Below are 24,295 nucleotides of genomic sequence, written 5' to 3'. Positions count from 1 at the left end.
GTCACCTGCCTGCGTCGGCGGCCATGGAACTGACGCCCGAGCGTCTGCTCGCCCAACTCGACAGCGAAGCCTTGCGGCCGGTCTACCTGATCGCCGGGCCCGAGCCCTTGCGCGTGCTCGAAGCCGCCGATGCGGTGCGCGCCGCCGCACGCAAGCAGGGCATCGACGAACGCGAGGTGTACGAGGCCGAAGGCAATCAGCGCGAACCCGACTGGAACGCCTTGTCCGGCGCCTTCTGCGCGCCGAGCCTGTTCGCCAGCCGGCGCCTGATCGAGCTGCGCTTGCCCAGCGGCAAGCCGGGCAAAGAGGGTGCCGAGGTGATTTCGGATTTCTGCGCCGACCCGCCGCACGACGTCAACCTGCTGATCACCGCAGGCGAATGGAGCAAGCAGCACGGCGGCAAATGGAGCGAGGCGGTGGGCCGCGTCGGCCACATCGCCGTGGCCTGGGCGATCAAGCCGCATGAACTGCCGGAGTGGATCGAGCGCCGCCTGCGCGCGCGCGGCCTGCGTGCCGACCGCGACGCGGTGCAGAGTCTGGCCGAGCGCGTCGAGGGCAATTTGCTCGCGGCCGCGCAGGAAGTCGACAAGCTCGCCTTGTTGTCCGACGGCGAGACCATCGATCTCGAACGCATGCAGACCCTGGTCGCCGATGCCGCGCGCTTCGACGTGTTCCGCGTGCTCGACGCGGCCATGAACGGGCAGGGCGGGCAGGTTTCGCGCATGCTCGCCGGCCTGCGCGCCGAAGGCGAGGCGGTGCCGGCCTTGCTCGGCATGGTGGTGATGGAATTGCAGCGCACCGCCGCCCTGGCGCGGGTCAACGCGCGCGGCGGCAACATCAACGCCGAATTCAAGGCGCAGCGGATCTGGGACTCGAAGCAGCCCATGTACCGCCGCGCCCTGCAGCGTCACGACGCCCGCCGCTGGGAGGCCTTGCTGGCCCAGGCCGGCCGTGTCGACCGCATGGCCAAGGGCCGCGAGAGCGGCGATGCCTGGGTCGCGCTGGAGCGCCTGTTGCTGGCCGTCGCCGAGCCGCGCGCACTGCGCCTGCTCGCGGTGTCCGGCGCCTGAGTCGCGGCCCATGGGCTTGCTGGTCTTCTACGGCGGCACCTTCGATCCGATCCACGACGGCCATCTGGCGATCGCCCGCGCCGCGCGCGACACGCTGCGGGCGCAGGTCCGCCTGATGCCGGCCGCCGATCCGCCGCACCGTGCCTTGCCCGGCGCCAGCGCCGAGCACCGCGCGCGCATGCTCGACCTGGCCGTGGCCGGCGAGGACGAACTCATGGTCGACCGGCGCGAACTGCGTCGCGAGGGCCGCTCCTACACGGTCGAGACCCTGCGCGAGGTCCGCGCCGAAGTCGGCCCGGAGCAGCCGCTGGCCTTGCTGGTCGGCGCCGATAGTTTTCTCGACCTGCCGCAGTGGAAGGAGTGGCAGGCTTTGTTCGGCCTGGCCCACTTCGTCGTCGCCGAGCGCCCCGGCAGCCCCCTCGAAGCCGAGCGCATCGCATTCGCAGCCGGCCGCGAGACGGCCGAGGTCGAAACCCTCAGGCAGGCCCCGGCCGGGCGGTTTTTCCGCTTGAACCAGCCGCTCCATGCCGAATCGGCCAGCCAGGTACGTTCGCTGATCGCCGCCGGAGAACCCTGGCGCGAGTACGTTCCGGCCGCCGTCGCAGGCTATATAGAACGCCATGGTCTGTACGGCGTGCGAGCCCTGCGCGGCGCTTCGGTATAATCCCGGCACACTTCCCGTCACGCAGAGCCGATTTCCCCTTGACCAGCCAAGCCCAAGTCATCAAGACCCAGCTGCCGAACCCGCCGCCGCCGATCGCGTTGTTGCTCAAGACGGTCCACGCCGCGGTCGAAGAACTCAAGGCCAAGGATGTCGTCGAAATCGATGTGCGCGGCAAGAGCAGCGTCACCGATTACATGGTGATCGCCTCCGGCACCTCGACCCGTCACGTCAAATCGATCGCCAACGAAGTCGTCAAGTTCGCCAAGAACCTCGACGTCATGCCGTTGGGCGTCGAAGGCGAGCGCGAGGCCGAATGGGTGCTGGTCGATCTCGGCGATGTCGTCGTCCACGTCATGTTGCCGCGCGTGCGCGAGTTCTACGCGCTCGAGCGCCTGTGGACCGTCGGCGACCAGCCGCCGCCGCCGGAAGGCTACGAAGGCAAGTTCGAGACCGACGACGAAGACCGCTTCTGAGAAGACCGCGCCTGATCGACAGGTTTCGCAGCGATGCAACGACGGCGCCCGAGGGCGCCGTCGTCGTTTCCGGACCATCTTGCATGGCGCTTCCAAGCCGCAAGGTGGGCGAGAGCGGGCGGCCCGGTAACGCGCTCCAAAACCCAGGCAAAGAAAAGGGCGCCCGAAGGCGCCCTTTGCAAAACACGAGCCGTCCGGATCAGTTGCGCGACTGCAGCTTCGACAGCAGGCGCAGGAACTCGATGTACAACCACACCAAGGTCACCATCAGGCCGAACGCGCCGTACCACTCCATGTACTTCGGCGCGCCTTGCTCGACGCCGGTCTCGATGAAGTCGAAATCGAGCACCAGGTTCATCGCCGCGACCACCACCACGAACAGGCTGAAGCCGATGCCGATCAGGCCCGATTCGTGGATGTAGGGGATGTTGATGTTGAACAGGCCCAGCACCATGGTGGCCAGGTAGATCAGGAAGATGCCGCCGGTCGCCGCGGCCACGCCGAGCTTGAAGTTTTCGGTCGCCTTGATCAGGCCCGAGCGATACGCGAACAGCAGCGCGAACAGCGTGCCGAAGGTCAGCATCACCGCCTGGATCACGATGCCCGGGAACTTCGCCTCGAAGATCGACGAGATCGCGCCGAGGAAGAAACCCTCGACCAGCGCGTATAGCGGCGCGGTGACCGGCGCCCAGGTCTTCTTGAAGGTGGTGACCAGGGCCAGGATCAGGCCGCCGATCGCGCCGCCCCAGACGTAGGGGCCGGCGCCGACCGCGCCGAGCTCGGTGATCTGGACCTGGCTCCAGGCGAAGGACGCGGTGATGACGGTCAGCAGCAACAACACGCCGGTCTTGTTGACCGTACCGTTCAGGGTCATCACCTGGTCGCCGCCGCGCACGACCGAGCCGGTGCCGAGATCGAGGAAGGTCGAGTCCTTCAATGCGGGATTGCCGCTGCGCATGGTCTTGCTCCTTGGAAAACGCGAATTCGAGATGAATACTAGCTGGGGCCGAAGCATACAACCCACAAGCGGGGCAGGCTCGGGCAGGGCAATACGGTGCCCGCGAGACACGATTGACAGAGGCCAACGCGCCGCCCACACTATGCGGCCTTTCGCGGTCTTGGCGTGTCGCGGGAGTCCCGGCTCGGGGTATAGCTCAGCCTGGTAGAGCGCCAGCTTTGGGAGCTGGATGTCGTGGGTTCGAATCCCTCTGCCCCGACCATCCATCGAGCAAGCTCGGCCGTCAGTTAAGATGTAATCTGGCGCCCGTAGCTCAACCGGATAGAGCACCGGCCTTCTAAGCCGGTGGTTGTGGGTTCGAGTCCCGCCGGGCGCGCCAAAAAGTTTTCGTAAACCTGCGTTCGTGTTTCAATAACGCAGGTTGCAGTAGCAGGTTTATGGTGGATGTAGCTCAGTTGGTTAGAGCACCGGATTGTGATTCCGGGGGTCGCGGGTTCAAATCCCGTCTTCCACCCCATGGTGTTGTGCGGTACTGATTTTTTCTGTATAGTTCCGCACCTAGTTTCATCGGGCTGTTAGCTCAGTTGGTAGAGCAGTTGACTCTTAATCAATAGGTCCAAGGTTCGAATCCTTGACAGCCCACCAAATCGAAAGGCACTTGGAGCGATCCAGGTGCCTTTTTCTTTGCCTGCGATTTTCTTGCGACAAACGCCGGCATTCGCGAGCAGCTATAGGTGCTCGAACGCGGCTTACGACGATCGCATCGTGCAAAACAACGTGGGCAAAGAAATCTGTCGCGCGGATGCGCGACGAAGTCGGTGACCTTGCCGATCGGCTCGATGATCGGCGACACCGTCCGATAACCCATGTTGATGTCGACGTTGGCGTTGGCGTTCGCAAAGGTCGCGGTGCCGCTGCGGTCGTTGGGGTTGATGCCGCCGCCGGCGCTCGCCGCGATCCCTGCCGGGGCAGGGGCAAGGTTTCGTCGCTAAAGCGCAGAGCTTCCACCGCCAGTTCGAAGCCGAACCGGTGGCCCGTCCCGGCGCATCCGCCGAAGGCTGCCAGGGCGTGTCCGCCAGGCGCTTTTTTCCGGCGCGAAGGCTAGAATGCGCCGGCCGCATCCACGCGATGCCGGCTCTGGGCGAAAGTGGCGGAATTGGTAGACGCACTGGATTTAGGTTCCAGCGGGTAACCCCCGTGCGGGTTCGAGTCCCGCCTTTCGCACCACGCAGTCGGGTCGGCAGCCGCCCCGCCGTGCATGCACCAATGGCCGAAACATCCAGCCGGGCTCCGATTTCAGGCCAGCCCCGCCCAAACCGGCCGCCCGCCTGAGCCAGCCAAGCCCGCATCAGGCAGTGTCCAAGGCTTCTGCCGCGAGTTTTGCCGTTCAGGTCGGCAACCCCGACCGTCTCGGTCATGCTTGATACATGTTCCTGAGCGGGCTCCGAACCGTTGCTGGCTTGAAGGGTGAGCTACCGCGGCGTCCCTCGGCCTATGGCGCAACACGGTCTATTCCTTGGCTGGGGTTCGCAGCGGACGCTTCCTCTGGTCTTGGACGCGTCGTCGGCCGGACGTGTCGGCCGTTTGAGGTGTTGGACCGAGCCCACATGGTTGTGGGCGCTGCTAATCTTGAGCAGCAACCCTGGCTTGAATAAGGACATTCATATGGCTGCTTCGCATCGGCGAGCCGACACGCACGACATTGCGGCTCTACTCGCATCAACAGACTCGCAAGGTCGAGTCGATCAGCTGGGTTTCGAGGCTCAGCGCCTGATTCTCAGAAATCAGAAGGTCGGGGGCGTCGATGCCGCCGCCTTGGTTAACGACCTTCAACGCAGTCCCGCACTAAGAGGTAGCCGCGACAGTTTCCTCGACGCAGTGGATGAGCGCCTGGAAACCTCGGCGGAGAAGCGGCGCTTTGCCGAGGCTCTGGACGCGGCCAACATCACCGACTCGTATCTCGAACGGCAAGGCGAGCGCGTGGCTGAGGCTGCTGCGGCAGCCCGAGACGGGGCGGTCAGGCGGATCAAGGAAGCGGATCAGGCCCTAAGCGATCTGATGGGCTCCGGACAGCGCAAGCTTCGGGGCATCGTGGACGACCCGCAGACGCCACCAGGCGAACGCGCTGCAGCCGCCGCAGCGTCCGCATTGCTCGGGACGACGCAATACCAAACCGGTCTGGTGAAGGGCGCGGCGAGTCACGCAGCCGGCACGCTAGGCGATTTCGTCGACCTGGCCCAGATGGCGGATCGGCTGGCGACCGATAAGAACTACCGCGACATGATGGTCGGCATGGCGAAGATGTACGCCGCCGACGTCGCCGATGACCCCAGCAAGCCGCTCTCGGACGCGCAGCGCAAAGCCTCCGATGCCATGGAGAGTTGGGAAAAGGGTTTCAAAGAGGCTTGGGCGCGCGGGGCGGAAAGCGAATACCTGGGCGGCTCCGCGGGCGTCGTTGGGGTAGAGATCGTCGCCAATCTCGTGCCCGGCGGAGCACTGGCGAAGTTCGGAAAAGCCGCGAAGGCTTTGGATGCGATCGTCCCGGAGCACGCCGTCGAGCTGTCGAAGCTGGGCGAAGTCGTGCGTGTTCCGCACGACATCCAAGTGCTCGGCAGAGCCGGCGATCTGGCGAAGGGCGCCCGCGGCCTGACCGATGATGCGGTGCGCGCAGCCGAGTCCGCGGAAGCTCTTCGAGAGGTCGGTGAGACCCTCGGCGACATGAGCCGGGGACTGAAGAAAGGTGGCGACCTGGGGGAAGGCGCTGAGCAATTTGCAAAAGGCCTGGTCCGCAACGCTCGCGAAAACGGCGATCTTGAAGCGATCATCAAGGCGGCCCACGCTACAGACAACGTCGAGGGTCTTTTGCGCAGTGGTCAGCTGTCGCCGAAGGAGCTGGGCGAAGCTGCAAAGCTGGACCAGACGATCTTCCAAGGAAGAATCGACTTTCAGCAGGCTATGGGCCATAGCCTCAAGGGCGTCGATCTAAAGACGCTGAGTACCAAGCAACTGGGCGACATTGGCGAGGCCTTACAGACCTACGACATGGTCAAGCAGGGCTATACCGACATCATCTCGATCAAGAATAGGTCGGGGCACGGCATTGACGTCGTGGGGCGTCACCCACAAAGCAAGGAGTTGGAATTCTTTGAGGTCAAGACGTCGGCTACTGGGCAGGCTGTTGCACAGAGAGGTATGCCATCTGCGGACTTCGTCGAATCCCGTCTCAATCGAGCCGCCGCCGGAATTCAGCATTGGGCTGGGCATAACACCATTCCGGGCTTGAAGGAAACGGCCCAGAACATGCTCAACGAAATAGTTGACCCTGTGACACTTAAGGTGACAGCCAAGTCCCACTGGGTTCAGATCAATATCAGCAACGAGCCGGGCTCTCTGAAACTCAAGGTCGATGAGAAGATATCGACGCCGTGGGCTGCGATCGACGGACGAGAAAGCGACGCCCTGCCGACATTTGCACGCTTAAAGGGGCAGCGAGGAATACAAGAAGATCCATGGCGCTATCGCTGCGGACCGTGGGCTCGATGCCCAGCAAGCAGAAAACGTGACGGCGGCCCTGCTCAAGGCATATGCAGCAGATTCGCTCACGAAACAGATTGACCGTGTTGCAATTGGGGTTGCCCCCGGAACTGGCGAGAAAACAGCGTTTGCGGTGTACTCCCCGCACGGCGACCGCGGCCCTCACTTCGATGTCCGTGTGAACGTAGAGCAGGCGTCGAAAGAGCCTGCGGAGCAGAATCTGGCGAAAACCGAACAACTCCAACAGCAGCAGGCGTTGGCGCAGCAAGAGAGTCTGCAACGCGGCCAGGATGAGCCGGGTCGCGGCGGGCCGAGGATGGGGTAATGGTGGATCAGAAGTTGACTAGTGCGTGGAGCCCGTCCTTAAAGAAGACAATCAAGGATTGTGAGCGCTGGTGGCAATCCAATATGGTCGAGCAGGACGAACGCGCGCGGCATATGACTGCGCTGCGCACGGAGCTTGATGCGCCGGGTATCTTGCGTACCGCGGCCACGACTATTCCAATGATTGGCAACTCCTATGCAATGGAGGCCTGTGTCGCAGCGGCCTCCGGTGCGGTGGACACATTCCCGACCGCATTCCACCGTGCTGTTGAGTTTCGGGCGCTGGAGTTTCGTTCTAAAGTCGGACGGTCGCTGCCGCATGAGCATCAGCCGGTGCTTCCCTTTTGGTCGAGCATGATGGCGATTGGACCAGCTCTGTTGTCGCAGTGGGGCTTGGCCGCCATTTGTGCGAACGCTCTAGTGGCGGTCGCCGAAAAGGATCAGCGAGTTCGCCCGGCAAAGCAGTTTCGTATGGGCTGGGGGTATGGCTCGAACGATGCTTTCTTAATCCGTCTTCTTGCGGATGCATTTGAGATCGAATCGAACTATGAGGCGGCGAACCCGTTACCCCCTGAGTACAGTGATCTCCTGACGGTATGGAGTTCGGGCGAGGCCGAAGAATTCCAGGGGGCCATGAGGGCGGCTGCCGAGTTCCACATCAGCCGTAGCCGTCCCATGACAAGCAAGGTGACCTACGAGTTCGATCACAACTTCGACGCCATATTCCCGGCGGAGCTTCTCGTCGTACAGGCACTGCGGCGGCGCCAAGGGCTTCCGGAATTCGCCGCGGACCATTTGCTAGTCGATACACCATGGGCGCTGATTCGTGATCTGGAAGGGCTCTCAGCGCATCCGTTGGTACTCGAAACAGAGACTCGGTTTAGGCGCGACTTTCCGGATTTTCGTTAGAAGTGCTCACGGCGCATTGCTGCTCTTGAGGGTGATCAAAATGGTTGCGCAGGGCAGGGAATTGACGTGCTGCAGTGGCGGTTGCAAGGGGGGCGCTCATCCACGCGCTGCTCCATTTGAAGATGATGCCGGACCTTACAGTAGGGCGCCGGAGAGGTCGAGGGCGGTTATCCGGTTGGCCTCCAATGTCAGGGTCACGATTCGACGGATGCGGGCGGACTCTGAGATTCCGCCACTTTGAGGCGTTCTTGGAGGTTTAAGGGATGCATCTCTCGCAGGCATCGAACATATCGTAGCCACAAGGCGGTGAAATTAGATACGCCAGAGCCAAGGCGATGTTAAATTTGGGTAGGTGACTTGCGACGACAGATGACACAAGGGAGCCTGTAGCCCGTGGGCGGTGTGCGAAGCGCCTTGGCGCGGACACACGGGCACCCATCGGGGGCACGAGTTCCAAACTGTTATATACCCTCGCGGAAATTCGCGGCAAGTATTCGTAAGGCCTAAAGTGGCGTTGTAATCCATGGATCAGGAGCGAGCGCATGACAGTTCCGCCGTCGTACCGACTCTCAGCGTTTAATTGTCCGCATTGCGGCGCGTACGCGCACATGGAGTGGCATTACGGATTCTATAGAGAAGGCTGGCGCCCGGATGACGATATCGAAGCGTTTCATGAAGCGGATATTGACGTCTCTATCGGTGCCTGCTGCAGTGAGCAAGCGATATGGCGGACACGAAAGGACGAGAACAGCGACTGGGTAGGGGAGTTAATTCATCCTGCCAAGTTGACGGCCGCCCCTCCGCACCCAGAAATGCCGCCAAACATCTCGGTGGATTTTGAGGAGGCTCGCGCGGTGGCCAGTGCGTCGCCGCGAGCTGCCGCGGCTCTCCTCCGGCTTTGCGTTCAAAAGCTGTGTGTCGAACTCGGCGAGTCGGGCAGGAACATCAATGACGACATTGCGAGCTTGGTCGGCAAAGGCCTCAATCCGCAAGTCAAACAAATGCTGGACGTTGTTAGGGTGGTGGGAAACAACGCGGTTCATCCCGGGCAGATTGCAGCCGGCGACGTTGCTGCAATCACCAACCACTTGTTCGAGCTGGTTAACTACATCGTGGAAGATCAAATCGCTAGGCCGAAGAAGATTGCTCAGCTTCATGCGAGCCTCCCCGCTTCGGCGCTTGCGGGAATTCAACAGCGAGACGCGAAAGCCGCCCAGGACGGCGGCGGATCGCCTTGAGCAACCCTATGCGACGGCTTCAATCGCATAGGTGTTAATGGCTCAAACGAGCGCAGCGAGAGTCTTCTGGTATCGACTCATCCTTTTCTGCTTCTGCATTCGCAGATCTAGACGGCCGAGCATTTCCTCTGTTCACTGCGTGGCCAGCTGCGATGTTGTCGCCGAGGTCGGTATATCGATTGAGATTAGCATCCCCTCTGGTGCAACGCAGCGGGCGTTGCACCAGAGGGACTCGGCTAGCGGCGGGGGGGCGAAGTTCGGGACTGCAATGTGAGCACCCCGGAATAGCGCTCACCAGTTCGGTTATCCGCCGGTAGTTCGCGCAACCGGTGACCTAGATGAGTCCGCGAACGCGGAACCGAATGCCGTCTCCGGATTGCGCAATGCCCAGGTCGGCTTGTCCTTCGTATCGCTTCTCGTGCTTATCAGCAATAAAGTCGGAGCGTTGCATGTTGTTCATGTCCCGCTATTGGGTTAATCCCGTTCGTGAGACGCATTGGGCAAACGAATGCACGGCCCTCTTTCGAAAGCCGATGCGTTGTCTTTAGGAGGCTTGAGGGAGCCTGGGGAGGCCTTAAGCTAGGCCTGGGTGTGTCTTAGACTGAGAATAGAAGATAGCTTTTGATCTTGCTTCTGCTTTTCCCAGGCAAGGGGCCCCGTTTTATTCCCAATTGCGTACAGGGCGAATCCAATGGATTGGTTGCGGCGATGGGTGTGGCGATGGGGGCAGGTTGCCCTTGTCGGTTCCGCTGCCCTTATGTGGTGGTTAACAGCACGTCTCTTCGGGATTTTGGCGCTCAGTGTCGGGCTCTACCTGGCCGCGCCACGGTTAACTGGGACTGAGCCGTGGGGCATGTCAGAACTGCTGGCATGGGCAGGAACGCTACCCGGGGAGGTGTTGGTCGCAGCTATGGCGATTCTTGCCGCCTACGCTTTCTCCATCCAGACATGGCGACGCCAAAAGCGCACCGAGCTGGGTCTAAGCGCCGCGGCCGAGCTGAATAGGTTCGTAGAGGATGCGGTTGAAGATCTCCTGGATCTTGAGATCTTTTCCGATCGCCTAATCAAGCTCCATGCTGACCTATTGGGCGACCGCTCGTGGGATGAGTACGAATTCGACGCGTACTACGTGGGGAGCCGTATTCCCGAAATGGAGGAGCGGCTTCAGCGCGTCCGCATGGCGGCCCGGCGGGTTTACGGCATTAGAACGCGGCACGGTTTGGTGTTCGAGGTGGGGTTCTTAGTCTCCAACGCGCTAATAGCGGCGGAGATGGCGCTTGACGAGGTTTCGGCGTCACTTCCGGTATTGCCGCCCAGGTCCGATGCTCCGGCCAAGTTGCTTGCTTTTGTCGCGCAGGCTGATGAGACGAAGTGGCGCCACTTCAGTTGTGTGTCAGACCAATCCCGTACAAAGCTCCATAAGTCCGTGGGTACGGTGACCGGTTTCTTCCACGCAGGGGTCTTCCACCCGACACTTCAAGGCTTCGTACGTTTCATCAAGACCAGTCGATGGATCACCGATCCCGACGGGAGTGCTGATGGGTAGGCGTGTCACTTACTTAAATGTCACCAGGGCACCTGATGTGTCACCTCACCGGCCACCTGGTTCTATAAGTCACTAATTTATTACAAGAGTGGTCGGGTTTAGGTTTCAGCGGGTACCCCCCGTGCGGGTTCGAGTCCCGCCTTTCGCACCACGTAGTGGGGCTGGCAGCCAGCCGCGACTGCGCCAATGGCCGAAACCTATGGCCGGGCTCCGGCTCAAGCTCTTGGGCGGTTCGATCGGGTCGTCCGCGCGGTTCGCCAGCCTGTCCGGCCACCGTCGAACCCGGCCCCGCGGCAGCCCGCACCAGCCCCCCAAGCCGCTCCGGCTGCGACCCAAGTCGCGAAAACCGCCGTTTTCGGCTTTTCGACCCCGTCCAGACGGCCTTTCGGGCGTGCGACGCTGGCAGGCCGGCCCGTAATCCGCCAAACTAACAAGTTCCGCTGGCCGGCGAGGGTCTCGTCGATAACGGCGGCCGGACAAGATCATCAACATCGTGCTGCGGCGAGTGCCGTGGTCGCAGGAGTGGATATGCAAGTTTCGCTCGAATCGCTGGGCTCGCTCGAACGCCGACTGACCTTCAGCCTCCCGGCCGAGAACCTGGAAAACCAGGTCGGCGGCCGCCTGCGCGAAATCGCGCGCGGCGCCAAGATCAAGGGCTTCCGCCCCGGCAAGGTGCCGACCAAGGTCATCGAGCAGCGTTTCGGCGCGCAGGTGCGGGCCGAAATCCTCGACGGCATGCTGCGCGAGAGCTTCGGCAACGCCATCCGCGAGGAAAAGCTGCAGATCGCCGGTAACCCGCGCATCGAGCCGGCCAACGAAAGCGGCGAGACGCTGTCCTACGTGGCGACCTTCGAAGTCGTGCCGGACTTCGGCGACATCGACGTGGCCAAGCTCAACATCGTGCGTCACGTCGCCGAAGTCGCCGACGCCGACATCGACGCGATGATCGAAAACCTGCGCCTGCAGCGCCGCACCCTGAAGTCGGTCCATCGCGCCGCCCAGCAGGGCGACGTGGTCGAGCTGGAGACCTGGACCCAGGTCGGCGAAGAGCGTCTGCCGGCCGAAGGCGCCGAGCACGGCAGCACCGTGATCGGTTCGGAATCCATGTTCAAGCCGCTCGAGGACGCCCTGATCGGCCTCAAGGCCGGCGAGGAAACCGTCGCCGAAGTCGAATTTCCGGCCGAATGGCGCGCCCCGCAGCTCGCCGGCCAGAAGGCCAGCGTGCACCTGAAGCTGAACCACGTCTCCGAGCCGGTCCTGCCGGACGTCGACGCCGAGTTCATCAAGAGCTTCGGCGTGAAGAGCGGCGATGCCGAGCAGTTCCGCGGCGACATCCGCACCAACCTGGAGCGCGAGCTCAAGGGCGCGCTGATGACTCGCCTGCGCCGCGAAGTCGGCGAGCAGCTGATCGCCGCCTACGAGTCGGTCGAAATGCCGCCGAAGCTGGTCGAGAACGAAGCCCGCGACATGGTCTGGCAGACCGTCGAGCAGGCCCGTCGCCAGGGCCGCCAGATCGAAGCCCCGGCCGATGCGCATCTGAACTACATGGACGCTGCGCGCAAGCGCGTGCTGGTCGGCCTGCTGGTCGGCGAGATCGCCCGCCGCCACGAACTGCGCCTGGAGCCCAAGCGCGTCAACGAGACCCTGCGCCTGATCGCCTCGACCTACGAGGAGCCGCAGCAGGTGATCGACCTGTACCGCAACGACCAGCAGCTGATGGCCGGCCTGCAGAACCGGGTGATGGAAGAGCAGGTGATCGACTGGATCGCCGAGCGCGCCCAGCACACCGAGCAGCCGCTGTCGTTCAGCGAAGCGATTCGCCCGGCCTGATCGGACGCTTTCGAGCTTTCCCGATCGGGCGTGCCAGGCGGCAATGCCGCTTTTGGCAATCGCGCCTCTTGCGCTGCGGTCCGGCCGGCCCCAAGTTGGCCGGACCGCGCTTGCATTACAAGCGCACTCCACGTCAGCCAATAGGTGCCGTTGAAATGGACAACCGAACCAAAGCATTGAATCTGGTGCCGATGGTGGTCGAGCAGACCAGCCGCGGCGAACGCGCCTACGACATTTATTCGCGCCTGCTCAAAGAGCGCGTGATCTTCCTCGTCGGCGGCGTCGACGACCATGTCGCCAACGTGATCGTGGCCCAGATGCTGTTCCTGGAAGCCGAGAATCCCGAAAAGGACATCAGCCTCTACATCAACTCGCCCGGTGGCGTGGTCACCGCCGGCATGGCGATCTACGACACCATGCAGTACATCAAGCCGGACGTGAGCACGATCTGCGTCGGCCAGGCCGCCAGCATGGGCGCACTGCTGCTCGCCGCGGGCGCCAAGGGCAAGCGTTACGCCCTGCCGAACTCGCGCGTGATGATCCACCAGCCGCTCGGCGGCTACCAGGGTCAGGCGACCGATATCGACATCCACGCCCGCGAGATCCTGACCCTGCGTCAGCGCCTCAACGAGATCCTGTCCAAGCACACCGGCCAGGCGCTGGAGACGATCGCGCGCGATACCGAGCGCGACAACTTCAAGAGCGCCGAAGCCGCGCGCGAATACGGCCTGATCGACCAGGTCCTCGAGCGCCGTCCGGACGACTCGGTCCAGGCCGCCTGACCGTTCGTCCCGGCGCGCAAACCCTTGATCGCACTGGGCAACCGCCATCAGTCCCGTCCGCAGGGCGGGGCCGAGGGGTGTGTTATTCTCGGGCTGCGATAGCCGAACCGGCCATTCAGGCGCTTGCCGAGATGGCTGTTCGGGAATATGAGTACGACTGAGCACCAACGGGCCAAAGCATGACCGACGATCGACAAGGACGCAGCACGGGCGACAGCAACAAGATCCTGTATTGCTCGTTCTGCGGTAAAAGCCAGCATGAGGTCCGCAAGCTGATTGCGGGCCCGAGCGTCTTCATCTGCGATGAATGCGTCGAGCTGTGCAACGACATCATCCGCGAGGAGCTCGAGGAGAAGGCGCAGTCGGCCCGCAGCCATCTGCCGAAGCCGCGCGAGATTCTCGAAGTGCTCGACCAATACGTGATCGGCCAGCAGCGCGCCAAGCGCACCCTGGCGGTGGCCGTATACAACCATTACAAGCGCATCGAGAGCCGGCAGAAGAACGACGACGTCGAACTGTCGAAGTCGAACATCCTGCTGGTCGGCCCGACCGGTTCGGGCAAGACGCTGCTGGCCGAAACGCTGGCGCGCCTGCTCAACGTGCCGTTCACGATCGCCGACGCGACCACGCTGACCGAAGCCGGTTACGTGGGCGAAGACGTCGAGAACATCATCCAGAAGCTGCTGCAGAAGTGCGACTACGACGTCGAGAAGGCCCAGCAGGGCATCGTCTACATCGACGAAATCGACAAGATTTCGCGCAAGAGCGACAACCCGTCGATCACCCGCGACGTCTCCGGCGAAGGCGTGCAACAGGCGCTGCTGAAGCTGATCGAAGGCACCATCGCCAGCGTGCCGCCGCAAGGCGGGCGCAAGCATCCGCAGCAGGAATTCCTGCAGGTCGACACGCGCAACATCCTGTTCGTGGTCGGCGGCGCGTTCGCCGGTCTGGACAAGATCATCCAGCAGCGCAGCACCGAGGCCGGCGGCATCGGTTTCGGCGCCAAGGTCAAGAGCAGCGAGCGCAAGATCGACATCGGCCGCATCCTGGCCGAGGTCGAGCCGGAAGACCTGATCAAGTTCGGCCTGATCCCCGAGTTCGTCGGCCGCCTGCCGGTGGTCGCCACGCTCGAGGAGCTCGACGAAGCGGCGCTGATCTCGATCCTCACCGAGCCGAAGAACGCGATCACCAAGCAGTTCCGCAAGCTGTTCGAGATGGAGAGCGTCGAGCTCGAATTCCGTCCCGACGCGCTCGCGGCGATCGCCCGTCGCGCGCTCAAGCGCAAGACCGGCGCGCGCGGTCTGCGCACCATCGTCGAATCGGTCCTGCTGGACACGATGTACGAGCTGCCCTCGCTGGAGAACGTCAGCAAGGTGGTCGTCGACGAGTCGGTGATCGAGCACAAGTCCGAGCCGTATCTGATTTATCAGACGCCGCCGGCGCAGCCGAAGGTCGCCGCGGCCGAGTGAACCCCGAACGCCCCGGCCCAGCCGGGGCGTTTGCTATCCGGGATCGGCAACGGCCGGCCTGAGCGGCGGCGCGCTCGTCGCGATTCGCATTCCTGGACCGGTCGCTTTGCGATCCGTCGGCGCAACGCTCCGGCCCCCCCCCCGCATCCCGCTGCTGCTCCTGCGCCTGGCATCAGAGCCCTGCGGGCGCTGCAGGCCTGTCTTCGCTTGGCGCGGGCCCGAGTGCATCGGAGCGCTCCCGGCAGGCCTGGAGCCGCTCCCGAGCCCCGCCTGTCCGATCCGGACCGTGGGCGGCGTCTGATCGGGTAAGACGCCGCATCGTTGCGGCCGGGGAGGGCCGGTTGGGGCAATCATGGGTTCGGACTGCGCCGAGCGGTTCCGTGCACCTGTGCCATTCAAATGTCAGTCGCTTGTGATACTGAACACTTGGCTGGAACATTGAGTACCGTATTCGCCTCAATGTCTTGATCGGCAAGGGTTTGGCGCATGCTGGCGGCGTTGGGACCAATGTCGTGCTTGCATCGTTCGGGCGCCAACCCCATAAATCGGGCGTGGCCGCCGTAGTGGCTGCCTAACGCATACCTCTGGAGTCCGCATGTCCGACCGTACCGAACACGAAATCCTGCAACTGCCGGTGCTGCCGCTGCGCGACGTGGTCGTGTTCCCGCACATGGTGATCCCGCTGTTCGTAGGCCGCGACAAATCGATCCGCGCCCTCGATCAGGCGATGGAATCCGACAAGCGCATCCTGCTGGTCGCGCAGAAGTCCGCCGAGACCGACGATCCGGTCGCCGATGACCTGTACGAGATCGGCACGCTCGCGCAGGTGCTGCAATTGCTCAAGCTGCCCGACGGGACCATCAAGGTCCTGGTCGAGGGCGTGTCGCGGGTCAAGGTCGGCGATGTACTCGAACGCGACGGCGCGCTGTCCGGCCAGGCCGACGTGGTCGAGCCGGTGATCGACCGCGAAGAACGCGAAGTCGAGGCGATCGCGCGTTCGCTGATGGGCTTGTTCGAGCAGTACGTCAAGACCAACCGCAAGCTGCCGCCGGAGTTGATGCAGACCCTGGCCGGCATCGACGAGCCCGGCCGTCTCGCCGACACCGTCGCCGCGCACCTGGGCGTGCGCATCGGCGACAAGCAGAAGCTGCTCGAAACCCATGCCATCGGCGCGCGCCTGGAACAGCTGGTCGGCCTGGTCGACGGCGAAATCGACGTGCAGCAGCTGGAAAAGCGCATCCGCGGCCGGGTCAAGTCGCAGATGGAGAAGAGCCAGCGCGAGTACTACCTCAACGAGCAGATGAAGGCGATCCAGAAGGAGCTCGGCGAAATCGACGATGCGCCCAACGACGTCGACGAGCTCGCGCGCAAGATCGCCGAAGCCGGCATGCCCAAGCCGGTGGAAACCAAGGCCAAGGCCGAGCTCAACAAGCTCAAGCAGATGTCGCCGATGTCGGCCGAGGCCGCGGTCGTGCGCAATTATCTCGATTGGCTGCTCGGCGTGCCGTGGAAGAAGCGCAGCAAGATCCGCAAGGACCTCAAGGCCGCGCAGGACGTGCTCGACGCCGACCACTTCGGCCTGGAGAAGGTCAAGGAGCGCATCCTCGAATACCTCGCCGTGCAGACGCGGGTGAAGAACATGAAGGGCGCGATCCTGTGCCTGGTCGGTCCGCCCGGCGTGGGCAAGACCTCGTTGGGGCAGAGCATCGCCAAGGCGACCAACCGCAAGTTCGTGCGCATGTCGCTAGGCGGCGTGCGCGACGAGGCCGAGATCCGCGGCCACCGCCGTACCTACGTCGGTTCGATGCCGGGCCGCATCGTCCAGAACCTCAACAAGGTCGGCAGCAAGAACCCGCTGTTCGTGCTCGACGAAATCGACAAGATGTCGATGGACTTCCGCGGCGATCCGTCTTCGGCGTTGCTGGAAGTGCTCGATCCGGAACAGAACAATTCCTTCAACGATCACTACCTCGAAGTCGACCTCGACCTCAGCGAAGTGATGTTCGTGGCGACCTCCAACTCGCTCAATATTCCCGGCCCGCTACTGGACCGCATGGAAGTGATCCGGATCCCGGGTTACACCGAGGAAGAGAAGCTCAACATCGCCATGCGCTATCTGCTGCCCAAGCAGATCAAGGCCAATGGTTTGAAGGTCGAGGAAATCAAGATCGCCGAATCGGCGGTGCGCGACATCGTGCGTTACTACACGCGCGAGTCCGGCGTGCGCAACCTCGAGCGCGAGATCTCCAAGATCTGCCGCAAGGTGGTCAAGGAAATCGCCCTGGCCGGCCCGAAGCTCAAGAAGGGCAAGGACGGTGCGATGAGCATCGGCTCGAAGAATCTCGAGAAGTACCTGGGCGTGCGGCGTTTCGATTTCGGCCGCGCCGAGGAACAGAACGAGATCGGCCTGGTCACCGGCCTGGCCTGGACCGAAGTCGGCGGCGACCTGTTGCAGGTCGAAGCCACCCTGGTGCCGGGCAAGGGCCAGTTGATCCTGACCGGCCAGCTCGGCGACGTCATGAAGGAGTCCGCATCGGCGGCCTTGTCGGTGGTGCGCGCGCGCGCCGAACGGCTCGGCATCGATGTGGAGTTCCTGCAGAAGCACGACGTGCACGTGCACGTGCCCGAAGGCGCGACGCCGAAGGACGGCCCGAGCGCGGGCATCGGCATCGCCACCGCGTTGGTGTCGATGTTGACCAAGAACGCGGTCAAGGCCGACGTCGCGATGACTGGCGAAATCACCTTGCGCGGACGCGTGCTGCCGATCGGCGGGCTCAAGGAAAAACTGCTGGCGGCGCTGCGCGGCGGCATCCGCACGGTGATCATTCCGGAGGAGAACCGCAAGGATCTCTCCGATCTGCCCAAGAGCGTGATGCAGGGCCTCAAGATCGTGCCGGCGCGCTGGATCGACGAGGTGCTCGACCTCGCGCTCGAACGTCCTATCACACCGAAGCCGGCCTCCGGCGAGGGCGAGCTGGCGGTGCGCGACGCTGGCAAGACGACTTCGCAGCCCGACGTCAAGCATTAAGTCGCACTGTCGGTGGGCCGTCGGTCGGAAACCTGAAAAAAGCGCTGAAAGCCGCGTCGCTGCTAGCTTTCACGCTTGCGCCCCCAAAATGCCGCTGGTATAACGACCGCAACCGCGCTGCAGGAAATCTCACTTCTGCAGCGCGGCACGCTTGATCGGGACGTACGCCTGCACGGCGTTGATCCGATTCTCAGAACACGCGGTCCAATCCGCACAGGAGTCAAGAAAATAATGAACAAGGCCGATCTCGTAGGGGCAGTTGCCGAAACCGCCGAGCTGTCGAAGACCGACGCTACCGCCGCCGTCGATGCATTGATCGACGTCGTCACCAAGGCGCTCAAGAAGGGCGACACTGTTACGCTCGTTGGCTTCGGTACCTTCCAGGTGCGCGCGCGCGCCGCCCGCCAGGGTCGCAATCCGAAGACCGGCGAAACGATCAAGATCGCAGCGTCGAAGAATCCTTCCTTCAAGGCTGGCAAGGCGCTGAAGGATGCTGTAAACTAAGCAGCTCGCCGGCGGTGCCTGGGGCATCGTCAAGCAGAATCCGGGCACTCGGGTGCTTAGCTCAGCGGTAGAGCGTCTCCTTTACACGGAGAGGGTCGGGGGTTCGAAACCCTCAGCACCCACCAGGCTTGCTGGTCTTTCTGCCAAGACGTTCGTCCGAAAGATGAAGTCAGGCAAGACACACGAGTCAGGATTCGGTTGAAAGAGTTCAAAACGCGGAGTGGTAGTTCAGTCGGTTAGAATGCTGGCCTGTCACGCCGGAGGTCGCGGGTTCGAGTCCCGTCCACTCCGCCAGTTTTGCCAAAGGCGCCGGGAACGGCGCCTTTGTTTTATATAAGTGAGAGCATTCGTTTTTGCGCGATCGCGGCGCGGCGGATGCGGAAGTTTCAAAACGCGGAGTGGTAGTTCAGTCGGTTAGAATGCTGGCCTGTCACGCCGGAGGTCGCGGGTTCGAGTCCCGTCCACTCCGCCAGTTTTGCAAAGGCGCCGGAAACGGCGCCTTTTTTTATGCCCGGCGCTTTTACGTCCGCGCTCATGCGGGCGTTGCGGGCGTTGTGGGCGCGGATCGCGGCCGGGCCGAGCCGCCATGTCGCCGCCCACGGCCGGCCGCCGCCGCCGGCTTGCGCCAGGCCGCTCGCGTATTCCGCTGGCTCCGATGCCGTCTTTCGCGCCGCCGCCTCCGGCCCGACCCGTCCGCCCCCCTCGGCGCGGTCCGCCGACCCCCGGCCGGGCCGCCCCGGAATGGGACTGTCGTCGCCCCGTCCGCCTGGGGCCCGGAACCGCGCTAAACTGTCCGGCTTACGACTGAACGCGACTCGGACATGCTGCAGACACTTCGCGACAAGACCTCGGGCTGGATCGCCACCGTGATCCTCGGCTTGCTGATCATTCCCTTCGCCTTCGTCGGCATCGAGCAATACCTCGTGCAGCGCGTCGACAGCTCGGTCGCGCGGATCGACATGGCCCCGTCGTGGTGGCGCTCGGCGCCGTCGTGGTGGCCGGCCTCGATGCTGTGGAAGCACGAGTCGATCGAGGCGCAGGAATTCGCCGCGCGCTTCCAGCAAGAACGCGATCGCCGCCGCGCCGCCGAAGGCGAGACCTTCGATGCGCGCGAGTTCGAGAAGCCCGACAGCAAGCGCGCCGTGCTGGAAACCCTGATCGACGAGCGCGTGCGCATGCTCGCCGCCGAAGTCGACGGCCTGGCGGTCAGCGATGCGCTGGTCATCAAGACCATCCAGGCGGTTCCGGAATTCCAGGACAGCACCGGCAAGTTCAACCAGGAGCGCTACCTGCTCGGCCTGCAGATGCGCCAGCCGGCGCAGACGCCGACCGAGTTCGAGCAGTTCGTGCGCGACCGGCTGATGGAAACGCTGCTGACCGGCGGCATCGGCCAGAGCAACTTCCTCACCCACGCCGAAACCGATCGCCTGATCAAGCTGATGGGCGAACGCCGCGACGTCAGCCTGGTGATGCTGCCGGCGCCGACCCCGGACACCGCCGAGGTCAGCGCCGCCGACATCCAGAAGTGGTACGACGGCCACGCCAAGGATTTCCGCGCGCCCGAGAGCGTCAACCTCGAGTACGTCGAGATCAACGGCGCGACTTTGCCGCCGCCGCCGCTGCCGACCGAGAAGGCGCTGCAGGACCGCTACGAAGCCGAGAAGAACCGCTTCATCGCTCAGGAACAGCGTCTGATCTCGCACATCCAGGTCAACCTCGCCTCCGGCGCCGATGCCGCCGCGCAGAAGGCCGCCGAGCAGAAGGCCGCGCAGATCGCGACCCAGGCCAAGGCCGCCGGCGCCGACTTCGCCGCGATCGCCCGCGCCAACAGCGACGACCTCGGTTCCAAGGCCGCGGGCGGCGAATTGGGCTGGGTCAGCAAGGGCGACATCCCGGGCGCGTTCGAAGACGCCGCGTTCAAGCTCAAGGTCGGCGAGATCAGTGCGCCGGTGAAGGACGACAGCGGTTGGCACGTGATCGTGGTGCGCGAGGTCAAGAGCGGCGATCAGCAGCCGTTCGCACTGGTCCGCGACGCGCTGCTGCGCGAAGAGACCGAAGCCAGCCGCGAGCGCAACTTCAACGACTTCTCGGCCAAGCTGGTCGACCTGGTCTACAAGAACCCGACCTCGCTCGACGGTCCGGCCAAGGCGATGAACCTGCCGGTGCAGAAGATCGGCCCGGTCACCCGCGATGCCGCCGGCAACAGCGGCATCGGCGCGAATCCGGCGGTGATCCGCGCCGCGTTCTCGGACGCGCGCCTGCAGGACAACACGGTCAGCGACCCGATCGACGTCGGCCAGGAGCACAGCGTGCTGATCCGCGTCGTCTCGCACACGCCGGAACGTGCGCTGCCGCTGGCCCAGGTCCGCGACAAGGTGATCGCCGCGGTGCGTACCGATCGCGGCATCAAGACCGCGCAGAAGGAAGCCGACGCGCTGGTCGCGCGCATCAACGGCGGCGAAGCGATCGCCGCGGTCGCTGCGTCCAAACAACTGACCGCGCCGGAAACCATCCCGGACGTCGCCCGCGGCATGCCGCTGCCGACCCCGGAAGTCAGCGAGGCGATCTTCGCCCTCAAGGCGCCGGCCGAAGGCAAGGTCGCGGCCGGCAAGTCCGCGCTTGCCGACGGCCGCGTGGTCTTGTTCGCGGTCAATAAGGTCAAGCCGGGCAGCAAGTCGGAAATCCCGGCCGCCCAGTTGGACATGCTGCGCACCCAGATCTCGCAGATGGGCGGTTACGAAGAAAGCCGCGAACTGACCAAGGCGTTGCGCAAGCGCGTGCAGATCAAGGTGATCGAAGAAAACCTGCGCTGATCGTTACCGACGCGCAGATAAGAAGGCCCGGCATTGCCGGGCCTTTTTTTGCCTGATCGATTCGATGTTCGACGCCGCGATGCCGCGCGATCGCGGCGCCGATGCATGGCGCCGCGATGCGCATGGGACCGGGTCAGCTCACGATCACAGCGGCCCGCGTTCCCAGGGGCCGGTGATCGCGAAGGTGATGCCCGGCGACTGCATGTTGACGAACAAGGTGCGCGCGGCCGGGTCCCAGCAGGCGCCGCAGAATTCGCTATCGCGATAATCGCCTTCGGCGACGTGCTTGCCGGCGTTGGCGATCTGGGTCGAGGTCAACTCGGCGTTGTTCTTGCACAGATAGAACGATTCGCCGCCGCGGGTCAGGCCGACCAGACGCGTGCCGGGGCCGTACTCGTCGGGGCTGCCGGCCGGCGCCGCATCCGGGTCTTCGCACAGCACCACGCCGCCGCGCGCGTTGACGGTGATGTTGTCGGGGTTGTGCGCGGCGAGTTGATGGCTGCTGACGAACAACGCGCGCATGCGCTGGGTGAACAGGTCCAGCACCCACACCGCGCCGTTGCCGCGGCCCTTGCGGCCCTGGGCGTCGGTGCCGTTGCTGGTGTCGACGATGAACAGCTTGCCGTAGCTGTACCAGATGCCTTCGCCGCGGCTCATGCGCAGGCCGCCTTCGCTCCAGGCCTGGGCGAACGGGCCGCTGAGGGTGTCGCCGGCGCCGATGTCGGGGAAGCCGTTCGGGGCGGCGATCGAGTCCAGATCCGGATCCGGGATGTCGACCCATTCGAGTTGGTACTCGGCGCCGATGGCGACCGCGGTGAGGTCGGCATTGGGCTTGCCGCGCACGCGCGCGGCCTGCAGGCGGCCGCCGTGTTCGAGCGAGCCGTGGCAGCCGGCGCGGCGGTTCGGAATGAAGCGATAGAAGCCGGACTTGTTGCGGTCGTCTTCGGTCAGATAAACGATGCCGGTGCGCGGATCGATCGCCACCGCCTCGTGGCTGAAGCGGCCCATCTCAACGATCGGGCGGCCGCTGGTGCGTTCGCTGCGCGGGTCGACTTCGAATACGTAGCCATGCTTGTGGCCGCTGCTGGAGACCGCGTTGCTCTTGATCTCCTCGCAGCTCAGCCAAGTGCCCCAGGGGGTCGGGCCGCCGGCGCAATTGACCAGGGTGCCGCCGAGGCTCGGCTCGACGCCGCGCCATTCGTCGCCGTGACGGCCTTCGCCGGAGCGGTAGCGCAGGGTGGTGGTGCCGCCGCCGGGCTGGCCGCCGCTGACCGTGCCGGTGTCGTACATGCCGGGGGCGCGGATCGGGGTGCTGCCGGCGCCGCGTTCGTGATTGCGGATCAGGATCAGTTCGCTGCGGCCGTGGCCGCGGCCGTGCGGATGCTGCGCGCCGCGACGGGTGGCGACCACGGCCATGCCGTCGTGGCGGTCCGGGCAGACCTGGCCGTCGTCCATGCGGTCGCCGCTCCAGGCGAATGAGCGATAGCTGAAGCCGCGCGGCAATTGCAGCAAGGGCAGGCCGGTGCTGAGGTCGGCGACCGGCGCCAGCGCGCCGTAGCGGCTCGGTACCGGGGAAAGCCGGGTCGGATCGGTCGCAGCGGCGGCCTGGCGCGTGTACAACGCGCTCAGGCTGCCCATCGCGCCGATAGCCATGGCGGCGGCGCTGCTCTTGATGACCTGGCGGCGGGAGGGATCGAAAGCATCCATCGTAGAAACTCCTGCGGGGCTGGGGTGGGGCGGGGGAACCCTGCACGCTAGGCCGGCGCGGTAACCGGAATATGACAATGCCGCGTCGAAGTCGGCGGCACCGCGCGCGCTTGGCTACCATGCGCGCATGAAAAGCAGACTGATCGCCGTCGGCGAGCGAGCGCCGCGCTGGGTCGCGGAAGGCTTCGGCGAGTACCAGAAACGTCTTTCGCATTGGCTGCCGCTGGAGCTGGTCGAAATCGAACCGGGCTTGCGCGGCAAGGGCCGCGACGCCGTGCGTGCGACCCAGGACGAAGGCGCGCGGGTGATCGCCGCGCTGCCGAAGAACGCCTGCGTGGTCGCGTTGGAGGGGCGCGGCCGCCTGTGGACCTCGGAGCAGCTGGCGCAACGCCTGGAGCATTGGCGCGGCCAGGGCCGCGACCTGGCGTTCCTGATCGGCGGCCCGGAAGGCCATGCGCCCGAAGTGCTGGCGCGCGCCGACGAACAATGGTCGCTGGGGCCGCTGACCTTGCCGCATATGCTGGTGCGGTTGGTCGCCGCCGAGCAGTTGTACCGGGCCGCCGCGTTGCTGGCGAACCACCCTTATCACCGCGCTTGAGCGGTGGATCGATCGCTGGTCCTTGAGCCTCGATGTATCTGCCCGTCGGCAGATCTGCGGCCAGGGATCGCTTTCGACAGCTCTCGTCCCAAGAAAAAGCCCGGGCTGGCGGCCCGGGCTTCGGTTCGACGCGTCGTTGGGAATTATTGATCCAGCTTGAACTCGATCGGCACGCGGCCGCGCGCCTGCACCGGTTGGCCGTTGCTCATCGCCGGCTGGAAGGTCCAGCGGCTCAGCACGACCTTGCGCGCGGCCTGGTCGAGCAGGCGATGGCCGCTGCTGCGCACGATGCTGACGTCGATCGGCTTGCCGTCGATGCCGACCAGGATCTCCAGCTCGACGACACCGGTCAGGCCTTCGCGCACCGCTTGCGGCGGATAGCTCGGCGGCGGGTTTTTCAGGCTCTGCAGGGTGGCACCGGTGAGGATCTGCGGCCCCAGATCGATCTGCGGCGTGGCCCGGGCGATGGTCTCGGCGCCGGCGAAGTCGAGCGGCTGCGGGTCGGGGTTGTCGACTACGACCGGCGGGGCTTCGACTGGTTGGACTTGCGGCTGGACGATGGGTTGCTGCCGTGGCCTCTGGACGACCTCGACCAGTTTCGGCGGCGGCGGGGGCGGTTCGACGATCACTCTCTGTCTGGGAAGGAAGTCCGGGATGATCAATTCTTCGGGTTGCACCAGCAAACGCGGCGCGCTCAGCGGGACCAGCATCAACATCAGCATCGCCGCGTTGAAGGCGATGGCGCCGGCGTTGGCGGCGATGCGGGTGCCGTCCAATGGCGTGTGGGAGTGAGAGGGAATCGCGCGAACCATGAGCTACCTCCTTGGCTTGTCTGACATCACTGACAA

Annotated in this window: 18 protein-coding genes and 8 tRNA genes; 23 read left to right on the top strand and 3 right to left on the bottom strand. The window is 64.3% G+C overall.

All coding sequences use genetic code 11. The features are described 5' to 3' along the window. The first annotated feature begins 23 nt into the window (after nucleotides 1–23). Genes holA through rsfS form a run of 3 tightly spaced genes read left to right on the top strand, consistent with a single transcriptional unit; the run spans nucleotide 24 to nucleotide 2,207 of the window. Nucleotides 24–1,070 (top strand): DNA polymerase III subunit delta, encoded by a 1,047-nt coding sequence (gene holA, locus ACTOWK_RS02585; RefSeq protein ID WP_441328613.1) that lies wholly within the window; start codon nucleotides 24–26, stop codon nucleotides 1,068–1,070. Between the two features lie 10 nt (nucleotides 1,071–1,080). Next, the gene (gene nadD, locus ACTOWK_RS02580) at nucleotides 1,081–1,734 is read left to right on the top strand and encodes a nicotinate-nucleotide adenylyltransferase (protein ID WP_441328612.1); all 654 of its coding nucleotides are present in this window, start codon (nucleotides 1,081–1,083) and stop codon (nucleotides 1,732–1,734) included. 38 nt (nucleotides 1,735–1,772) lie between these two features. Then, on the top strand, nucleotides 1,773–2,207 hold the full coding sequence (gene rsfS / locus ACTOWK_RS02575; RefSeq protein WP_036148873.1) for a ribosome silencing factor: 435 nt from the start codon (nucleotides 1,773–1,775) through the stop codon (nucleotides 2,205–2,207). A gap of 199 nt (nucleotides 2,208–2,406) precedes the next feature. On the opposite strand, the gene ACTOWK_RS02570 is transcribed toward rsfS, so the two are convergent. Continuing rightward, the gene (locus ACTOWK_RS02570; protein WP_441328611.1) at nucleotides 2,407–3,165 is read right to left on the bottom strand and encodes a Bax inhibitor-1/YccA family protein; all 759 of its coding nucleotides are present in this window, start codon (nucleotides 3,163–3,165) and stop codon (nucleotides 2,407–2,409) included. Nucleotides 3,166–3,350: 185 nt separating this feature from the next. On the opposite strand from ACTOWK_RS02570, the gene ACTOWK_RS02565 reads away from it, so the two are divergent. The 19 genes from ACTOWK_RS02565 to ACTOWK_RS02475 all read left to right on the top strand — a co-directional run bounded on the left by ACTOWK_RS02565 (nucleotide 3,351) and on the right by ACTOWK_RS02475 (nucleotide 21,142). Further along, a tRNA-Pro gene (locus ACTOWK_RS02565) sits at nucleotides 3,351–3,427 on the top strand. A gap of 40 nt (nucleotides 3,428–3,467) precedes the next feature. After that, nucleotides 3,468–3,544: transfer RNA gene (locus ACTOWK_RS02560), tRNA-Arg, on the top strand. A 61-nt stretch (nucleotides 3,545–3,605) separates the two neighbouring features. After that, nucleotides 3,606–3,682: transfer RNA gene (locus ACTOWK_RS02555), tRNA-His, on the top strand. A gap of 52 nt (nucleotides 3,683–3,734) precedes the next feature. After that, a tRNA-Lys gene (locus tag ACTOWK_RS02550) sits at nucleotides 3,735–3,810 on the top strand. Nucleotides 3,811–4,306: 496 nt separating this feature from the next. Continuing rightward, nucleotides 4,307–4,392 (top strand) — tRNA-Leu (locus tag ACTOWK_RS02545). Between the two features lie 420 nt (nucleotides 4,393–4,812). After that, the gene (locus ACTOWK_RS02540; RefSeq protein WP_441328610.1) at nucleotides 4,813–6,780 is read left to right on the top strand and encodes an XVIPCD domain-containing protein; all 1,968 of its coding nucleotides are present in this window, start codon (nucleotides 4,813–4,815) and stop codon (nucleotides 6,778–6,780) included. Beyond that, entirely contained in the window at nucleotides 6,725–7,024 is a 300-nt protein-coding gene (locus ACTOWK_RS02535) for a hypothetical protein (RefSeq protein ID WP_441328609.1), read from the top strand. Before ACTOWK_RS02540 ends, ACTOWK_RS02535 begins: the two co-directional genes overlap by 56 nt. Continuing rightward, complete coding sequence (locus tag ACTOWK_RS02530) at nucleotides 7,024–7,932, top strand: hypothetical protein (protein WP_441328608.1); 909 nt, start codon at nucleotides 7,024–7,026, stop codon at nucleotides 7,930–7,932. Before ACTOWK_RS02535 ends, ACTOWK_RS02530 begins: the two co-directional genes overlap by 1 nt. 542 nt (nucleotides 7,933–8,474) lie before the next feature. Continuing rightward, nucleotides 8,475–9,170, top strand: coding sequence for a DUF4145 domain-containing protein (locus tag ACTOWK_RS02525; RefSeq protein WP_441328607.1), 696 nt, complete (start codon nucleotides 8,475–8,477; stop codon nucleotides 9,168–9,170). Between the two features lie 853 nt (nucleotides 9,171–10,023). After that, a complete protein-coding gene (locus ACTOWK_RS02520; protein ID WP_441328606.1) occupies nucleotides 10,024–10,716 on the top strand; it encodes a hypothetical protein in 693 nt (230 codons plus the stop codon). A 528-nt stretch (nucleotides 10,717–11,244) separates the two neighbouring features. Next, entirely contained in the window at nucleotides 11,245–12,546 is a 1,302-nt protein-coding gene (gene tig, locus ACTOWK_RS02515; RefSeq protein ID WP_441328605.1) for a trigger factor, read from the top strand. A 155-nt stretch (nucleotides 12,547–12,701) separates the two neighbouring features. Continuing rightward, a complete protein-coding gene (clpP, locus tag ACTOWK_RS02510) occupies nucleotides 12,702–13,328 on the top strand; it encodes an ATP-dependent Clp endopeptidase proteolytic subunit ClpP (protein WP_441328604.1) in 627 nt (208 codons plus the stop codon). A 179-nt stretch (nucleotides 13,329–13,507) separates the two neighbouring features. Next, nucleotides 13,508–14,797 (top strand): ATP-dependent Clp protease ATP-binding subunit ClpX, encoded by a 1,290-nt coding sequence (gene clpX / locus ACTOWK_RS02505; RefSeq protein ID WP_031372507.1) that lies wholly within the window; start codon nucleotides 13,508–13,510, stop codon nucleotides 14,795–14,797. Between the two features lie 595 nt (nucleotides 14,798–15,392). Then, entirely contained in the window at nucleotides 15,393–17,825 is a 2,433-nt protein-coding gene (gene lon, locus ACTOWK_RS02500; RefSeq protein WP_441328603.1) for an endopeptidase La, read from the top strand. A gap of 231 nt (nucleotides 17,826–18,056) precedes the next feature. Next, on the top strand, nucleotides 18,057–18,329 hold the full coding sequence (locus ACTOWK_RS02495; RefSeq protein ID WP_031372509.1) for an HU family DNA-binding protein: 273 nt from the start codon (nucleotides 18,057–18,059) through the stop codon (nucleotides 18,327–18,329). A 50-nt stretch (nucleotides 18,330–18,379) separates the two neighbouring features. Then, nucleotides 18,380–18,454: transfer RNA gene (locus tag ACTOWK_RS02490), tRNA-Val, on the top strand. A 92-nt stretch (nucleotides 18,455–18,546) separates the two neighbouring features. Next, nucleotides 18,547–18,623: transfer RNA gene (locus tag ACTOWK_RS02485), tRNA-Asp, on the top strand. A gap of 101 nt (nucleotides 18,624–18,724) precedes the next feature. Beyond that, nucleotides 18,725–18,801, top strand: a tRNA-Asp gene (locus ACTOWK_RS02480). Nucleotides 18,802–19,150: 349 nt separating this feature from the next. After that, nucleotides 19,151–21,142, top strand: coding sequence for a peptidyl-prolyl cis-trans isomerase (locus tag ACTOWK_RS02475; RefSeq protein ID WP_441328602.1), 1,992 nt, complete (start codon nucleotides 19,151–19,153; stop codon nucleotides 21,140–21,142). Between the two features lie 144 nt (nucleotides 21,143–21,286). On the opposite strand, the gene ACTOWK_RS02470 is transcribed toward ACTOWK_RS02475, so the two are convergent. Further along, nucleotides 21,287–22,849 carry an alkaline phosphatase PhoX gene (locus ACTOWK_RS02470; protein WP_441328601.1) on the bottom strand — a complete coding sequence of 521 codons (1,563 nt, stop codon included), beginning with the start codon at nucleotides 22,847–22,849 and terminating at the stop codon, nucleotides 21,287–21,289. Between the two features lie 127 nt (nucleotides 22,850–22,976). Between ACTOWK_RS02470 and rlmH the strand changes: the two genes are divergently transcribed. Beyond that, a complete protein-coding gene (gene rlmH, locus ACTOWK_RS02465; RefSeq protein WP_441328600.1) occupies nucleotides 22,977–23,447 on the top strand; it encodes a 23S rRNA (pseudouridine(1915)-N(3))-methyltransferase RlmH in 471 nt (156 codons plus the stop codon). Between the two features lie 143 nt (nucleotides 23,448–23,590). On the opposite strand, the gene ACTOWK_RS02460 is transcribed toward rlmH, so the two are convergent. Then, nucleotides 23,591–24,259, bottom strand: coding sequence for an energy transducer TonB (locus tag ACTOWK_RS02460; protein WP_441328599.1), 669 nt, complete (start codon nucleotides 24,257–24,259; stop codon nucleotides 23,591–23,593). Between the last annotated feature and the right edge of the window lie 36 nt (nucleotides 24,260–24,295).

It is taken from the genome of Lysobacter sp. CA196 (assembly GCF_052078695.1).
Taxonomy (GTDB): Bacteria; Pseudomonadota; Gammaproteobacteria; order Xanthomonadales; family Xanthomonadaceae; genus Lysobacter.
The sequence above is the reverse complement of the archived record's forward strand: the minus strand, read 5'-3'. Positions and strand labels throughout refer to the sequence as shown.

Coding starts and splice junctions, on each gene's coding strand:
- ACTOWK_RS02460 (WP_441328599.1), bottom strand. CDS start 24,259: ATGGTTCGCGCGATTCCCTCTCACTCCCACACGCCATTGGACGGCACC.
- ACTOWK_RS02570 (WP_441328611.1), bottom strand. CDS start 3,165: ATGCGCAGCGGCAATCCCGCATTGAAGGACTCGACCTTCCTCGATCTC.
- ACTOWK_RS02530 (WP_441328608.1), top strand. CDS start 7,024: ATGGTGGATCAGAAGTTGACTAGTGCGTGGAGCCCGTCCTTAAAGAAG.
- holA (WP_441328613.1), top strand. CDS start 24: ATGGAACTGACGCCCGAGCGTCTGCTCGCCCAACTCGACAGCGAAGCC.
- lon (WP_441328603.1), top strand. CDS start 15,393: ATGTCCGACCGTACCGAACACGAAATCCTGCAACTGCCGGTGCTGCCG.
- ACTOWK_RS02470 (WP_441328601.1), bottom strand. CDS start 22,849: ATGGATGCTTTCGATCCCTCCCGCCGCCAGGTCATCAAGAGCAGCGCC.
- ACTOWK_RS02475 (WP_441328602.1), top strand. CDS start 19,151: ATGCTGCAGACACTTCGCGACAAGACCTCGGGCTGGATCGCCACCGTG.
- nadD (WP_441328612.1), top strand. CDS start 1,081: ATGGGCTTGCTGGTCTTCTACGGCGGCACCTTCGATCCGATCCACGAC.
- ACTOWK_RS02520 (WP_441328606.1), top strand. CDS start 10,024: ATGTCAGAACTGCTGGCATGGGCAGGAACGCTACCCGGGGAGGTGTTG.
- ACTOWK_RS02495 (WP_031372509.1), top strand. CDS start 18,057: ATGAACAAGGCCGATCTCGTAGGGGCAGTTGCCGAAACCGCCGAGCTG.
- tig (WP_441328605.1), top strand. CDS start 11,245: ATGCAAGTTTCGCTCGAATCGCTGGGCTCGCTCGAACGCCGACTGACC.
- clpX (WP_031372507.1), top strand. CDS start 13,508: ATGACCGACGATCGACAAGGACGCAGCACGGGCGACAGCAACAAGATC.
- clpP (WP_441328604.1), top strand. CDS start 12,702: ATGGACAACCGAACCAAAGCATTGAATCTGGTGCCGATGGTGGTCGAG.
- ACTOWK_RS02525 (WP_441328607.1), top strand. CDS start 8,475: ATGACAGTTCCGCCGTCGTACCGACTCTCAGCGTTTAATTGTCCGCAT.
- rlmH (WP_441328600.1), top strand. CDS start 22,977: ATGAAAAGCAGACTGATCGCCGTCGGCGAGCGAGCGCCGCGCTGGGTC.